A 15,869-nucleotide genomic window follows, 5' to 3' on the forward strand; every position below is an offset into this window, starting at 1 on the left:
ACATGTGTTGGTTTCCCGATACCTTTTGGCAACGGTAGATTAGAAAAGCCAGTAAATATGCGGGATAGCAGCTACGTCACCCACCCCCCCGTTGTTGTCATTACTGTTTCTTTCTTCCCTCTGCCAGTAACCAGCGATTTTGCAATGTATATTCACGTAGCCGCGCATTTCAGGAGCGGTTTTAGTGGAGGCGAGATCCGATGGTTACGAAGACTTAGGCGAGAGGGCTCTCCCGAGCGCCTTAGTCGTAGTTACCAGCTAGCTTGCCGGAACGTTGCGACGCGCGGCGGTGAATATACATTGTGAAATCGCGTCCGGGATAACGACCAACACATTAAATAGCAACTTGGTAAATTCAAAAAAAGGAGAACAATCGTGGACTTAAACTACCATTCAATAGAATCCCTGCTAAAAGCCGCAAAAGAACAAGGCACCCGCCTGTCCACCCTGGTCCTTTCGCAGCAGGCGGAGCAGATGGAACTGCCCAGGCAGGAAATATACGAAAAAATGAGAGACAATTACCGGGTTATGGCATCCTGCATCCAGCCTGGAAGTGCCCCGAACCTGAAAAGTACCAGTGGACTTACCGGCGGAGACGCCTACCGGATGCGGACCGCGGTAGAACAAGGTAGAAATCTCACCGGCCCTCTCCTTGGCGGAGCTCTCTACCGGGCTCTTGCAGTATCAGAATTAAACGCCTCCATGGGAAGAATCGTAGCAGCTCCCACAGCAGGAAGCTGTGGTATCGTGCCTGCAGCAGTGCTTACCATGCAGGAACAATATGATCTTACCGAAGAAGAATGCGTTATGTCCCTTTTTACTGCATCCGCAGTGGGAATGGTGATCGCCAATAACGCCTCCCTTGCAGGCGCCCAGGGAGGATGCCAGGCAGAATGCGGTTCCGCGTCAGCCATGGCAGCCGCGGCCATTGTAGAATTGGCAGGGGGAACACCTGACATGATCGAATCCGCAATAGCCACTTCTCTTAAAAATATCCTGGGCCTTGTATGCGACCCAGTGGCAGGTCTGGTGGAAATCCCCTGCATTAAGCGAAACGCCTCCGGTGTAGCCGGAGCCTTCGTAGCAGCGGAGCTTGCCTTAGCAGGAATCCGAAGCGCCATCCCCGCAGATGAGGTCATCTGGTCCATGAAAAAGGTAGGCGACGTAATGCCAACTGCCCTGAAAGAAACCGCAGAAGGCGGCCTGGCAGCTACTCCAACCGGGCGAAAGCTGCATAAGCAGGTATTCGGAGAATAATACAGCTGCAAAAAGAAACATGAGAGAATTTGGGGTTAATACGTACAGATAATATTCTGCGAAGCGTGTTGCTGTGAAGGTCGTGAACAGTAACTGACTTATAAGGAAAATATTTCAAAATATTAAAAAACTGTTCCATAAAACGCAAAAGTATGTTATCCTTTATTCATAAAATTGACATGTCTGTGTTTACAAACATGTTGGGAGTATAAAGGTGGCGAAGATGAGCAAGAATACCAGGGAACAGGAAATTCCATATTCCTATCTTGTAGATAATATAAAGATACTGTTGATTTTTCTCGTGGTTTTTAACCATATTATTGCATTTCAGCTGGTGAAGGCAGACCAGGTGGTGCGCTTTATCTGGTATGGAATTACGATTTTCCATATGCCGGCGTTTATTTTTATTTCAGGATATCTGTCCAAGAAGCCACAGGATGTGTTAAAGAATGTTAAGAATTTATTGATCCCTTACATTCTGGGGTACACGCTTACCTGGGCGTCACAGATCTGGCTGGGAACGAACATGGATTACGAACTGCTTCGTCCATCCGGAACGGTTATGTGGTATTTGCTTGCATTGTTTGCATACCGCCTGACTATTGAAGCTTTTGGTAAAATACGGTTTATTGTACCGCTTAGCATTATTTTCGCTTTGTGGGCAGGAACCAGGATGGAGTTCAGCACATTTTTATCCACTTCCAGAATCGTGGTATTTTTCCCATTCTTTGTGGCTGGATATCTGTGGAAGAGCGAATACACCAAGGTGATTCGCAGGTTTAAAGGGAGGATTGTAGTAGCACTTTTTGTGATCATCCTGTTATTTGTGGCTACCAATTATATGATCGGCAATAACATTCCGGTAGATCTTTTCCGTGGCAATCATTCTTATCTGGCCAGTGGAATGGACAATGTACAGGGAATGGTAGTCAGGGGAATGATGTATCTCATCTCCTTTACCGTGATCTTTGCGCTGCTTGCCCTTATGCCGGACAGGCGTCATCCATTTATTTTCCTGGGAAGGAATACAATGGGGATTTACTTTTTCCATTATCCCATCATGATCCTGATGAATGGACTTATGATCCTGAACATTCCACAGCTTCTGAATGTGTGGGCGCTGTTTGGAATATCGGTACTGTTTGTGCTGATACTTGGAAGCCTTCCGGTGGACTGGATCTACACCAACATCATGGGTCTTATTACATTCCTTCTTTTCAAACGGGAGAAGAAGGTGGAGGATGAGGGACTGGAAGATGAGTATGACAATGACGAGGAAGACAGATTTGCAGTATTAGCCCAGCGGCAGATGGCAATCGACGAGCTTGCCGCCATGCTGGATACGGAAGAGAAGGAAGAGCATGAAGAAGGACAGTCCTGAGGGATTGTCTTTCTTTGCTTAAAATGATATACTAATTATATTTAGGGTTGTTGTTTGCGGAATCGTGCGAATGCATGATTTCTGTGCATCGCGAAGGGGTTCTGGTCACGGAGTGAACAGGAAGCCCATGGGGAGGGGCGAGGCAGACCGTGATGGTTTTTTTATGTTGACAGGGAGTAATTTTACAGGGGAAAATATATGAAGCGAGTGATTACCTATGGAACCTTCGATCTGTTCCATGAAGGGCATTATAATATTTTAAAGCGTGCCAGGGCGCTGGGCGATTATCTGATCGTGGGCGTGACCAGCGAGAGCTACGATATTGAGCGTGGAAAGCTGAATGTGCGGGACAGTCTTCTGAAGAGGATTGAGAATGTGCGCCGTACCGGTTTTGCCGACGAGATCATCATTGAGGAATATCAGGGACAGAAGCTCAGTGATATCATTAAATATAAGGTGGATCTTCTTGTACTGGGGTCTGACTGGCGTGGTAAATTCGATTATCTGAAGAACTACTGTGATGTGAAATATCTGGAGCGTACCAAGAATATTTCCAGCACCAAGCTGCGGGGGGAAGGAATCACCTACACAGTCGGTGTGGTTACAGATGACGACAAGGATAATGGTATTGTATGGGAGACAAAATACGTCAGCGGTCTTCATGTAGAATGCGTTTTTTCCGAGAATGAAGAAGCTGCCAGGTCTTTCTGTGATAAATATGAACTGGATTCTTATTATTGCGTGGGAGCAGACACCAGCGAGTGGGAGCAGGGCTTTGACTGCTTTTTGTCCCAGGTGGATATGGTATATATTAAGACAGCCCAGGAGAAGCGTGAGAAGTATATCCGCAGATCTCTGGAACAGGGAAAATATGTGATCAGTGATGCGCCTATGGCGGAGAATAAAGAGAAGCTGGAGGAGCTGTTTGCACTGGCTGCGGCACACCATGTTCTTCTTGTGGAGAAGATCAATCTGGTGTATCTGCGGGCGTTTAATCAGCTTGTATGGCAGACACACAGCGCTCTTGTGGGAGATATTGTGTGTGTGAAATGTTCCATTTCCCAGGATCATTTCGAAGGCGGACGAAGCTTTTCCGAGACCGCAGTTCTGCCATTGTGTGCCATCATTAAGATTCTGGGCAAGGATTACCAGGAAGTGAAATCAAATGTAGTGAGGGATAAGTCCGGGAACTGCATTTACGATATGATCACCATGAAGTATCAGGATGCGCTTGCCACGATCGAAATCGGATCCTCAGTAGATGTGGAGGACGAATTTGTTGTAATTGGAACGAAGGGGCGCGTGACCATTCCGGACGACTGGTGGAACACCGGATATTTTGAGGCGAAGATTGACGACAGTAAGGGCTTGAAGCGGTTCTGCTTTAATTTTGAGGGTAACGGACTCCGTTATCTTTTACAGGAACTGCTAATCATGATCAGTGATGAGAGAACGGAATGTACCAGACTTTTTAATGAGGAATCAGAGACCCTGGCAGACATTCTGGAAATCATAGACCAGAGAGGATAACCAATGACAGAGAAACAGGAACATCTGCTGCAGCTTTTCCGTGAGCTGGATGAAATCTGTAAAGAGAATAATCTGAGATATGTAATGGCAGGAGGGACTGCCATTGGCGTTGTGCGAAACGAGGGCTTTATTCCCTGGGACGACGACGTGGATATCTATATGCCAAGAGACGACTGGAACAAACTGGTGGAGATTTCCAGCTCCGTACTTCCGGAGCACCGCGCCCTTCAGTGCGTGGATGTGGATCGGAATTACACCAATACATTTCCCAGATATGTTGCTACGGACAGCTGCGCCCTGCATAAGCACCAGATCATAGGAAGGGACAGTGCTGGTGAGATCATTGATGTGCTGACTCTGGATCCCATTCCAGCTGACGATAAGGAATATGAGAAATACCGTACCCATATGATGATCTACTCGGAGCTGGTAAATATGGTAGTGGTATACGGTGCCCGCTGGGAGATCCCGGTGACAACCTATCTGTGGTGGCTGTTTTCCTATACCTTTCTTGGAAAAGACCGTACACTGAAGAAGCTGGAGAAGATCATGTATTCTTATGAGGAGGCCGACTGTCCGCGCTATGCAATGCGCTGGGGAGGATGCCCGTTCCTTTTTGACAAGGACATGATGTTTCCTGTGAAATATATGAATTTTGAAAATATTAAGGTCATGGTGCCGAACCGGATGAGTGATTATCTGATCTGGCATTACGGAGATGAGTGGTCTTACATTCCGCCTCACGGGGAGAGAGAGTCCCATGACGCGGTTACGGTGGAGGGAATCACGTACAAAGAGCTTCGTGATGATTACCTGCCAGGTATCCGCAAGGGCAAGCTGCGCAGGGATTCTGTGTGGCGCAAGATTTATTCTCTTGCAGGAGCAAAACGCAACCACAGGATGCAGCATAAGCGTAACCTTTTGCTTGCAAAGAGTACGGTGATGGATCTGCAGGCGCGGATTTCTGAGCATCCTCAGGGAATTAAGGGTCTCTTGGCAGAACGTGATTTTAAAGAATTAAATGAGATTTTTAACAGATATTTTCAGATACAGTTAAGTGCTCCTTTTATTGGAAGAGAGGACTTTGGAGGTATTTATGCCTTTTATCATCCGGTGCTTCTGGAGATCAGTGATGAGGCCTTTTATGCGGCAATGCTCACTCTGGTTTACACAGAGCGGATCGGCAAGGCATGGCGGATGCTGGTTGTGAAGGAGCAGACAGGAACCCTGCCCTCCGATATGGCACAGCTGAAATCCGACATTGAGCTTTTCAGAAGAGCTGTCTGTGATTATGAGTTTAAACGCTGCCAGGAGGCGGAGGATACACTGGCGCCGCTGATGGAGCGCTACCCGGAAGTGCCGGGCTTTGTGAAGTTTAAGAGCCGTTTTCTCATGGAACGTGCCCGCAATGGCATTGATGTGGTGGAAGCAGAGATTTATATGGATGAGGCACTACGGCTTTTTCCGGAGGATGGCTATTTCCTGAAATATAAGGGAGAGCTTCTCTGGATGAAGGGCAGATGTGCAGATGCACTGGAGCTTTTCGCCCAGGCCAGGGAGAAGACCAATAACGGAATTACCCAGCTGGAGCTGGATAAATTCCTGAATCCTTATGGAAAAGAAACAGTGAAAACCTGCCAGATGCTTTTGGATTATGGACAGAAAGAGAGCGCCATGAAGCTGATGGATCTTTGGTACCGGCTTTTGCCTGATAATCTGCCAGTACGGGAATACTATTATCTGTCCCGGGCAAATGTGGCGAAAACACGTCAGGAGATGGAAGAACTGGTGGAAGAGATCCTGAAGCGGATCGATAAGGAAAATGCTGAAAGTCCTGCGGAGAATAACGATACAGAGATTTATAAGCGTGCACTGACAAGAGCCTGGGAGCGTCTGGGCTATCCGACGGAGCTGGCAAAGGTTCGTACGGATCTGGTTTATGCCAAAGAAATGGATGATCTGGAGTGGCTTGCAGAGCGGGCTAAGGATTGTCAGATCCGCAAGGAGAAGCGTGCGCAGGTATATAAAGTGATCGGTGACGTGAGAAGAAAACAGGGCCAGACGGATGCGGCATTTAAGAATTACCAGGAAGCTGTCCGGCAGATGGGAACAGGTTTTATCCGCACAGAGCTTGCCAGGATTTTCTTTACAGATCTTTATGAAGGAAGCAGAAGAGCGGCTGTTTATGCAAAGGCCGGGGATGCTTCTGATTATCTGGACCAGTGGCTTGGCAGATATGGAAGTGTAGAGGAATTGCAGCAGCTGGTGGAGAAGTTACGGTTCACTCCATGACTAGTAAACGTTTCGCGCTGCAGCCCTTGGGTTTTCTGTGAACTATGTTTACAAAAAACACCTGGTGGAATTTAACCAGTGAACAGTAACGGAGAAAGATCTTACGTAAGTGCAGTGATTTCTCAGTGACAACGAAAATGACTATGAATGGATAGATGGGAGCAGACATAGTTTGAATAGAGAGATTAAGGAAGTTGTGAAGCTTCTGGGCGAAATAGACAAAATATGTAAAAGAGAAGGAATTCCGTATTATCTGGGACCGCAGCTGACTTTGTGCTGTGTTACCGGACAGGAGGTCACCAGTCCCCATGCCGGAGTGGTTTATATGCGCGCTGCGGACATGGAGCGTTTCCGCCTGGCTTTTGAAAGAGAGCCGCAGGATGGAAGAATTGTGGAATCCATGAATAATAATAAGCGGTTTTATGGATTTTTCCTTCGTTATACAGATCTTAATACATTATGCTTCCGTCTGAATGAGGGAAGAAGCTACAAATATCCTGGTATGGGCGTGGATATCCTGCCTCTTCGTGGAAAACAGCGTTTCCGGCTGGCGCATCTGTGGACAAGAGCCCAGGAGGTTGGCTGGAATGAGCTGGCAGACTACTATGGAGACCGGCGGAGCAAGAAAAGGGCACTCTGCAGAATGGCTATGAGGCTTCGCCTGCTCACTGGCAGAGGCCGCCTGGGAAAGAGTCTGTACCGTATGCTTTGCAGACGGATGAACGTGGAGAACACCCAGGAGTATGTAGTGCGTCTGAAGAAAAAGACGAAATATTTTCCAGTGGAAACCTTTGACGAGACCAGAACAGTGGAGCTTGAGGGGAAGAAATTTCCAGTCCCGGCTGATACCAATACGTATCTGACCAGGTATTATGGGGCAGACTATCAGCAGAAGGTGCTGCCGGTTTATACTCCGAAGGTATCGGAGATGGTAAGTGCCCGGATTCGTTATGAGGACTATTTCCAGGAAGTGGGCAGCCAGAAGAGCTTTATCCGGAAGCGTATGCGCACCAGAAAGAAATCCGGACGTGCGGCCAGAAGAAAAAAGTATCTGAACTGGAGCTGGAATTATGTAAAGTTCTGTGCTTACAAAATTGAGCTTGAGAAGTATTACCTGGATAATAAAGATTATATTATAAATCTGTATAAGAATAAGGATTATCCGGCTCTTGAGAAGGCGTTTAATCCGTATACCAGGGCGACTGTGAAGAGCCTTAAGAATGATGAGATCTTTATTCCCGATGAAGAGCTCCAGCATATTTACCTGGATGTGCTAAATAAGGCAGGACGCACCAGGCTGAAGGCGAAGATCGAGAAGTTTTGGAAGTAGAAGACAGGAAAAGACTGTGATGTTACGATTTTTTTGGGGGATTTTCCTGTGAAGAATACAGCAGAAAGGCTGAGAATATGAAAGTAACTGATTATATTGTTGAGTTTTTACAGAGAAAGGGCATTCATGATTTCTTTGGATACCAGGGAACCATGATCGCCCATCTGGTTGATTCTATAGAGAAAAATCCTCACACAAAAAGCCATTCCAGCTATCATGAGCAGGGAGCGGCTTTTGCAGCCTGCGGTTATGCCCAGGCTGGAGAGAGATGCGCTTGTGCCTACGCGACAAGTGGTCCTGGCGCGGCGAATCTGATCTCGGGTATTGCAGATGCTTATTTTGATTCCCTTCCAGTGGTTTTTCTCACTGGACAGCTGAATACTTATGAATATTCCGGGATTCCGGGACTTCGGCAGCAGGGCTTTCAGGAGATTGACATTGTGGCTATGGCAAAGCCTGTGACAAAGTATGCTGTACAGATCCGGGAAGATGAGGACATTGTAAAAGCGCTGAATAAAGCCTATCACATTGCCAATTCCGGCCGCAAGGGACCGGTACTCATTGACTTGCCTATGAATATTCAGCGTGGGGATGTGAAGAAGCCGGTTTATGACATGAGCCTGGCGGAGATGGGATTGGATCAGGCGTGTGAGAGCAGCCTGGACGCAGCTGCAAATGGTAGCGAAGCGACAGCCAGGACACTGGAAGTGAAGCCAGGTGCGAACGAAACAATAGATTCTGTGCAACTGGCAGATGGAGAAACCTCACATTGTACGGCTCTGGCAGCGGATGCAATCCGCCATGCATTGGCAGAAGCCCAGCGTCCTGTGATTATGCTGGGACATGGTGTCAGTGACAAAGCTGTCCGCGACCAGTTATTTACTCTGGCACGCCAGTGGAAGCTCCCAGTGATCACAAGTGTCCTGGAAATGTCAGCCCTGCCATGGGATGATCCGTTGAATTTCGGGTGCATTGGAGGTGCTTATGGACACCGCTATGCAAACATGATCGCAAATGCGAAAAGCGACCTGCTGATCTGCCTTGGAATTTCCCTTTGCACCCGCCAGATCGGTACGAAAGTCCACGAATTTGCAAAAAATGCGAAAATTATACGCGTAGATATTGATCAATATAATTTGCAGCGAAATATCCACGAAAATGGAATGGGCGAGATGAAGTTTTGTGCAGATGCGGCAGAAGTGATCCGTTTACTGGCGGAAAGCGCAGAAAATGCAAAATGCGCCAGGGACTTTGCAAAGAAATATGATAACCCGGCAATCTATGATTTCAGCGACTGGCTGGCAGTGTGTAAGGATATCCGTACTTCTCTGCGTGCAGTAGATGATGCCACCCCGGAGCGCTATCCCAACCGCATGATCGCGGCTTTGAGTGACGCCCTTACAGATACCGCTGCGGTAGCAGTTGATGTTGGCCAGCATATGGTATGGAGTTACCAGTCTTTCCACAACCAGAAAGACCAGAAGCTTCTTTTCTCCGGTGGACATGGTGCCATGGGCTATGCTCTCCCGGCAGCAATCGGAGCTTATTACGCCACCGGTAAGCCGGTAGCCTGCATTTGCGGTGACGGCGCTTTCCAGATGAACATCCAGGAATTGGAATGGGTAAGGCGTGAGAATCTTCCTATTACGATGATGGTCATGAACAATCATGCCCTGGGAATGATCCGTCATCTCCAGCGCGACTATTTCGGGCAGGTCTATGCGGATACCTCAGAAGGCAGCGGCTTCTCTTCCTGCAGCTTTGCAGAAGTAGCGAAAGCCTACGGAATCAGCAGCGTTTGTATGGAAGCTGGCCAGGCTGCCGAAAAAGCATCCACATTTTTACAGGGTACCCAAGCACCGAAGCTCCTTGAAATCCGCATGGAACCTGGTACCTTCGCTTACCCAAAGACCTGTCTGGGAGAGCCAATCCACAATCAGCAGCCGTATATCCCAAAAGACGTCTACGAACGCTTGCTGAATTTATAAACCATACGAAAAGCTCATAAGAACCAGGCCATTTTCAATAAAAATATTGAAAGTAAGACCTGGTTCTTGCTATTATAGCAATGAAACGGTATAGATAGAAAAGAGGACATCCCATGAGCAAAGTAACCATAATCACCGGCGGAACATCTGGAATTGGAAAAGGAATTGCGGAGAAGATCCTGGCGAATTCTGCGCCGGAAGATATTTTATATGTAAGCTACGGACATAACAAGGAACAAGCCGAAAGCTTTCTCCACGCACAGCCAGAAGAAAATCAGAAGAAAATCCACCTGATCCAGGCTGACATGTCATCCTATGACGACATGATGAAATTTACTGCCCGGATCAAAGAAGAAACCGGCCACGCAGACTGGCTGGTAAACAACGTAGGAATCAGCACCTACGCCAAATACGAAGACTACACCTTCGAAGAATGGACCAAAATCGTAAACACCAACCTGTCCGTCCCCGTATTCCTTGTAAAAGAACTTCGCCCCATCATGAACGAAGGCGGCAGTATCCTTTTCACAGGCTCCTACGCAGGACAGCAGGCCTATTCCTCCTCCCTGGTATACGGCGTCACCAAATCTGCCATCCATTTTCTCACTAAATCCCTGGTAAAAGAACTGGAACCAAAGCAGATTCGTGTCAACGCCATCGCCCCAGGCTTCATTGAAACCAGCTGGCATAAGAACCGTACCCCGGAAAGCTATGAGCGCATTAACCGCAAGATTGCCCTCCACCGCTTCGGCGAAATCTCCGAAGTTGCAGACATGGCATATGAAATTCTGAAAAATGGCTATATGAACGGCAGTATCGTAGATATCCACGGCGGATACGATTATTTTTAATTGATTTCAGCAGAATAGTGTGCTAAAGTATTGATATAGCTGTGCGAAAGTGAGGAAAAAACATTGCACAAAAGTGATGAAAAATACCAGGCTTACGTAAAAATCCTGGAAGAAGAGCTGATCCCGGCTATGGGGTGCACCGAACCCATCGCCATTGCCTATGCAGGCGCTGTGGCAAGGAAAACCCTGGGTCATCTGCCCGATCAGCTGGATATTAAAGTAAGCGGAAACATAATCAAAAACGTAAAAAGCGTCATCGTTCCAAACACAGGAGGCATGCGTGGAATTGCAGCTGCCCTTTGTGCAGGCGTGATCGCAGGTGACGCAGAAGCACTCCTTGAAGTAATCGCAGGAGTAACACCCAGCCAGAAAGAAGAAATCAAAACCTACATGGACCAGGTAACGCCAAAGATCACCCCAGCGTCTACCGGCCATGTATTTGAAATCGACCTGACCGTATCCAAAGGCGCTGAAAATGCCCGTGTCCGCATTGTAGACACCCACACCAATATCATCCTCATCGAGAAAAATGGCCAGTCCCTTTTCCAGAAAGATGTCTGTTCTGATGAGAAAGAGAAAAAGACCGACCACTCTATATTAAATATAGAAGACATTATTGATTTCGCCAACACTGTGGACACAGAAGACGTAAAGGATGTGCTGGAGCGCCAGATCCACTACAATATGGCCATTTCCGAGGAAGGCCTTCGTGGAAACTACGGAGCCAACATTGGAAAAGTACTTCTCCACACCTACGGCGACAACATTAAGATCCGTGCCAGAGCCAAGGCAGCAGCAGGCTCTGATGCCAGAATGAACGGCTGCGAGCTCCCTGTTGTGATCAACTCAGGAAGCGGTAACCAGGGCATGACAGCCAGCATTCCGGTAATCGAATTTGCAAAAGAGCTGCAAGTCTCCCATGATAAAATGCTTCGGGCGCTGGTACTTTCCAATCTTGTGACCATTCATCTGAAAACCGGGATCGGAACCCTTTCCGCTTATTGCGGCGCAGTCAGTGCAGGCTGTGGAAGCGGTGCCGGAATTGCCTATCTCTACGGCGGTGATTATGAGGTAATTGCACATACAATCGTGAATTCCCTGGCAATTGTTTCCGGAATCATCTGCGATGGCGCGAAAGCCTCCTGCGCAGCCAAGATTTCCGCTGCAGTTGACGCCGGGATCATGGGCTATGAAATGTATATTCAGGGCCAGCAGTTCTATGGCGGAGACGGTATCGTTACCCATGGTGTGGAAAACACCATCCGGAACGTAGGTCATCTGGCAAAAGACGGCATGTGCGAGACCGACAAAGAGATCATCCGCATCATGGTTGGAAAAGGAGATGAAGAGAAAACACTATGAGATTGAAATACATATTAAAAAGAATACTGATTGCCATTCCCACGTTTTTCGGAATCACCATACTGGCGTATTTCATTTTGAACATGGCACCAGGTTCCCCGCTGGATGCACTTCTGGCGGATCCGGGAATTACCCCGGCGGAGCTGGAGCGTAAGAGAGTGGCACTGGGACTGGACCAGCCTGTGATCATCCAGTATTTTACCTGGCTGAAGCAGCTGCTTACAGGAAATCTGGGCTTCTCCTACAGCACCCAGAGACCGGTTGCAACGATGATACTGGAGAGGCTTCCAGCTACTGCAATCCTGGCAGCCAGCTCCATTGTACTATCCCTGATCGTATCCATTCCACTTGGAATTTTTGCAGCATCCAAGCCAAACTCCGGAAGAGACTATTTCTCCGGCGGACTTTCCATGCTGATGATGGCAACCCCGAACTTTTTCGTTGGTCTGGTATTCATTTACCTGTTTGCCATTGTATTTCAGATTCTGCCATCTGGCGGAATGTACAGCTCCAGTGGTGTGCACACTTTTGGAGATCTGATGAAGCATATGATCCTGCCCTGTCTGGTACTTTCCTTCCAGCAGATCGGAGGGTGGGTACGGCATATGCGAAGCAGTATGCTTGAGGTTATGCAGGACGATTACATCCGTACTGCCAAGTCGAAAGGCCTTGGCAAATGGAAGGTAATTATGAAGCATGCCCTGAAAAACGCCCTTACGCCGGTTGTCACAGTTGTGGGAATGTCCATTCCTTCTATTGTTGGCGGTGCGGTAGTAACCGAGCAGGTTTTCGGATGGCCGGGAATTGGTTCTTTAATGGTAACGGCCATTAACGGACGGGATTATCCGGTAATCATGGGAATCACCGTTATGATCGCTGCAGCAGTTTTGATCGCAAACATCCTGACTGACGTGGCATACGGAATCCTGGATCCGAGAATCAGCTATAAATAAGGGAGGATAGGACACAAAAAATGAAAAAACAGAAAAACGAAAACGTAAGCTATCTTTCCGAGGTACTTGATAAACTGAAAGAGCACAAAATGGCTATGGCAGGTCTGGTGGTTCTGATCGTGGAAATCCTGATGGTGGTTTTTCTTCCCATGATCCTGAACCTGGATCCTTATACCTCAGACTACACCGCCTTTTCTGCAGCTCCAGGAGGGGCGCATATCCTTGGAACAGATGCCATCGGACGTGATGTTTTTGCCCGTCTGATGTATGGAGGAAGAACCTCTTTGCTGGTTGGATTCCTTTCCACGCTGATTAGCTGTGCCATTGGTGTTCCTCTTGGACTGGTTGCCGGCTATGCCAGAGGAAAGGCTGAAGCGATCATTATGCGAATTGCAGATATTTTTATGTCTTTCCCGTCAATAGTGCTGATCCTGGTACTGGTTGCAGTTCTTGGACCGTCTGTCTGGTCTGTAACCTGCGTGATCGGTGTGCTTGGCTGGACACAGTTCGCCAGACTGATCTATGCGAATGTACTTTCCGTATCTGAGAAAGATTATGTAGAATCTGCAAGAGCAATTGGAACATCCAATTTCAAGATCGTGACAAAATATGTTTTGCCAAACTCTTTTGCCCCGATTCTGATCGCGATCACATTCCAGATGGCGAGCGCCATTCTTTCCGAATCATCCTTAAGCTTCCTTGGTATGGGTGTACAGCCGCCGGGAGCAAGCTGGGGAAATATGCTCTACGACGCACAGTCCATCACTGTGCTTTCCCAGAAGCTATGGATCTGGTTTCCGCCGGGACTTGCACTTCTGGTCACTGTGTTAAGTATTAATTTCCTGGGAGACGGCATCCGCGATGCCTTAGACCCGAAGATTAAGCTGTAATGTCGCAGGACTCTTAAGGCCTTACAACAAGGCTGGATGGTCCGTTGACATAAGATTGGTCCAGGGAGTTTTTTTCTGGATGGATCCATCTTACAAAGTCTGTCTGGGAAAAAGAAAATATCCCCGACAAAGGAACAAAAGGAGGAGAACTATGAAATTCAACATGAAAAAAGCAGCTGCACTTCTGCTTGCCGGCTCTATGGTTGCAGCAACCGCTGTTCCGGCAGCTGCTGAGGCAGAAGAAAAAGTGGTAACAGCTGCCATGGACCAGTCATGGGACACCATGATGCCGCTGAACACCACCAGCAACTACACCCGTTTTATCTGTGACCAGATCTATGACCGTCTGACACAGACAAACGCAGATGGTTCCATCGAGGGACGTCTTGCTGAGTCCTGGACGGTAAACGATGCCAGCGACGCTGTAACCTTTAAGCTTCACGAGGATGCAGTCTGGTCTGACGGTGAGCCTGTTACAGCAGAGGACGTTGTATTCAGCTACCAGATGTATTCTGATCCTTCTGTAGAGGCAAAGAGCCGCTATCACCTGGAGTATATTGCAGGTGTTGACGAATCCGGCGCAGAGCTTTCCGAGGACTCTATCGAGGTAACTGCAGACAGCGATTACGAAGTAACCTTCAAGTTAAAAGAAGCAATGTATCCGGATACTTTCCTTCAGGATATCGACACTGTTTTCATCATCCCGAAGCATGTATTTGAGGGAAAAACAGCAGAAGAGATCAACGCTCCTGATCTTTGGGCAAATCCGGTAGGATCTGGCCCATTCATCTATGACAGAGAGATCAACGGCGAGCGTATGGAGTTCACAAAGAATGAAAACTATTATCTTGGAACTCCGAACATTGACCGTCTTATCATTCGTGTGGTACCGTCCGCAAACGTTCTTTCTGGTCTTATGAACGGCGAGCTTGACATGATCGGATTTGGTTCCGTACTGACTGACGACTGGGAAACTGCGAAATCCCAGGACAACCTGGTAACAGAGTCTGTTCCTACAACTTCCTACTCCACTCTGATCTTCAATACCCAGAAAGAGTATCTGACACAGGAAGTTCGTCAGGCACTGAATATGGCAATCAACCGTGAGGTACTGGTAAACGGTCTTCTCATGGGTGAGGGAACTGCTATTATGACACCAATTGCACCAGTAAGTCCATATTATAACGACAAAGTACAGGTTCAGTACGATCCTGAAAAGGCAAAAGAGATGCTTGCAGAAGCAGGCTTCCCGGCTGGTCAGACACTGAAATTCTTCATCCCATCCGGAAGCAGCATTAACGAGAGATGTGCAGCCCTGATCGCACAGGATTTTGCAAATGTTGGTGTAAACGTAGAAATCGAGCAGATGGACTTTGCAACCCTGATGAGCCGTATGCTGGATGGCGAGCATGACCTTGGAATTATCGGTTCCGGCGGAACTCTTGACCCAAGTGAGAGCCGTGAAATGATCTGCCCAGGCAGCTCCTGTAACTTCTGCCAGCTTCAGGACACAGAGCTTTCTGACCTGATCGACGAAGGAAACGCAGAGCTTACTTTTGAAGCAAGAAAACCATACTTCGATGAGTATCAGGAAAAAGTTGTGGAAAAAGCAGCTATGGGCTACTTATATACAAAGAATCTTCTCACCGCTTACAACAAGAGCATGAAGAACCTGAACGTTGCAGACTTCAACTGTCTGAACTGGTCTTCCTGGGAGTGGGATAAAGAGTAATATAAGCATTGCTGGGGCAGGCCTTATGCCTGCTCCACGCGGCAGTGCTGGGGAAAAGGGCGGAGCCCGGATAGGGCTCTGGCTCCTGGAACCCGCCAGGTATGAGAAGCTATGTTTGAAGCTGCTTCTCGTGTCTGGCGGATTTCAGGAACTGAACATGCAGTTCACGATAATCAACCTGCGGCAAAGCTACAATGCCGCGGTTTCCCAAACAGACCGCCGCAGGTAGGCGGCATTGTGCGAAATGAAAGCAGCAGGCAGGCTTGTTTGTTGCTGTCATGGCAATAAGAATAAAGGAGTACA

Annotated in this window: 11 protein-coding genes; all 11 read left to right on the top strand. The window is 47.9% G+C overall.

Annotation, left to right across the window (positions count from 1 at the left end; genetic code table 11):
• The first annotated feature begins 375 nt into the window (after positions 1-375).
• The 11 genes from sdaAA (at position 376) to LIQ05_RS14180 (ending at position 15,566) form a co-directional block, all read left to right on the top strand.
• Positions 376-1,257: an L-serine ammonia-lyase, iron-sulfur-dependent, subunit alpha gene (gene sdaAA / locus LIQ05_RS14130; RefSeq protein ID WP_226821604.1), complete on the top strand. Its 882-nt coding sequence runs from the start codon at positions 376-378 to the stop codon at positions 1,255-1,257.
• A 223-nt stretch (positions 1,258-1,480) separates the two neighbouring features.
• Positions 1,481-2,638 (top strand): acyltransferase family protein, encoded by a 1,158-nt coding sequence (locus tag LIQ05_RS14135; protein ID WP_226821606.1) that lies wholly within the window; start codon positions 1,481-1,483, stop codon positions 2,636-2,638.
• A 198-nt stretch (positions 2,639-2,836) separates the two neighbouring features.
• Complete coding sequence (locus LIQ05_RS14140) at positions 2,837-4,168, top strand: adenylyltransferase/cytidyltransferase family protein (protein ID WP_226821608.1); 1,332 nt, start codon at positions 2,837-2,839, stop codon at positions 4,166-4,168.
• 3 nt (positions 4,169-4,171) lie between these two features.
• The gene (locus LIQ05_RS14145; RefSeq protein ID WP_226821610.1) at positions 4,172-6,460 is read left to right on the top strand and encodes a LicD family protein; all 2,289 of its coding nucleotides are present in this window, start codon (positions 4,172-4,174) and stop codon (positions 6,458-6,460) included.
• 172 nt (positions 6,461-6,632) lie between these two features.
• Positions 6,633-7,790: a LicD family protein gene (locus tag LIQ05_RS14150; RefSeq protein ID WP_226821612.1), complete on the top strand. Its 1,158-nt coding sequence runs from the start codon at positions 6,633-6,635 to the stop codon at positions 7,788-7,790.
• 77 nt (positions 7,791-7,867) lie between these two features.
• On the top strand, positions 7,868-9,778 hold the full coding sequence (locus tag LIQ05_RS14155; protein WP_226821614.1) for a thiamine pyrophosphate-binding protein: 1,911 nt from the start codon (positions 7,868-7,870) through the stop codon (positions 9,776-9,778).
• Positions 9,779-9,891: 113 nt separating this feature from the next.
• On the top strand, positions 9,892-10,629 hold the full coding sequence (locus LIQ05_RS14160) for an SDR family NAD(P)-dependent oxidoreductase (protein WP_226821616.1): 738 nt from the start codon (positions 9,892-9,894) through the stop codon (positions 10,627-10,629).
• 63 nt (positions 10,630-10,692) lie between these two features.
• Entirely contained in the window at positions 10,693-11,991 is a 1,299-nt protein-coding gene (locus LIQ05_RS14165; protein WP_226821618.1) for a serine dehydratase subunit alpha family protein, read from the top strand.
• A complete protein-coding gene (locus LIQ05_RS14170) occupies positions 11,988-12,944 on the top strand; it encodes an ABC transporter permease (protein ID WP_226821620.1) in 957 nt (318 codons plus the stop codon). Before LIQ05_RS14165 ends, LIQ05_RS14170 begins: the two co-directional genes overlap by 4 nt.
• 20 nt (positions 12,945-12,964) lie before the next feature.
• Complete coding sequence (locus tag LIQ05_RS14175) at positions 12,965-13,834, top strand: ABC transporter permease (protein ID WP_226821622.1); 870 nt, start codon at positions 12,965-12,967, stop codon at positions 13,832-13,834.
• Between the two features lie 151 nt (positions 13,835-13,985).
• Positions 13,986-15,566, top strand: a complete 1,581-nt coding sequence (locus tag LIQ05_RS14180; protein ID WP_226821625.1) for an ABC transporter substrate-binding protein — start codon at positions 13,986-13,988, stop codon at positions 15,564-15,566.
• The last annotated feature ends 303 nt before the right edge of the window (positions 15,567-15,869 follow it).

The sequence above is a fragment of the Blautia glucerasea genome (assembly GCF_020537505.1).
Taxonomy (GTDB): domain Bacteria; phylum Bacillota; class Clostridia; order Lachnospirales; family Lachnospiraceae; genus Blautia_A.

Coding starts and splice junctions, on each gene's coding strand:
- LIQ05_RS14160 (WP_226821616.1), top strand. CDS start 9,892: ATGAGCAAAGTAACCATAATCACCGGCGGAACATCTGGAATTGGAAAA.
- LIQ05_RS14175 (WP_226821622.1), top strand. CDS start 12,965: ATGAAAAAACAGAAAAACGAAAACGTAAGCTATCTTTCCGAGGTACTT.
- LIQ05_RS14155 (WP_226821614.1), top strand. CDS start 7,868: ATGAAAGTAACTGATTATATTGTTGAGTTTTTACAGAGAAAGGGCATT.
- LIQ05_RS14170 (WP_226821620.1), top strand. CDS start 11,988: ATGAGATTGAAATACATATTAAAAAGAATACTGATTGCCATTCCCACG.
- LIQ05_RS14180 (WP_226821625.1), top strand. CDS start 13,986: ATGAAATTCAACATGAAAAAAGCAGCTGCACTTCTGCTTGCCGGCTCT.
- LIQ05_RS14135 (WP_226821606.1), top strand. CDS start 1,481: ATGAGCAAGAATACCAGGGAACAGGAAATTCCATATTCCTATCTTGTA.
- LIQ05_RS14140 (WP_226821608.1), top strand. CDS start 2,837: ATGAAGCGAGTGATTACCTATGGAACCTTCGATCTGTTCCATGAAGGG.
- LIQ05_RS14145 (WP_226821610.1), top strand. CDS start 4,172: ATGACAGAGAAACAGGAACATCTGCTGCAGCTTTTCCGTGAGCTGGAT.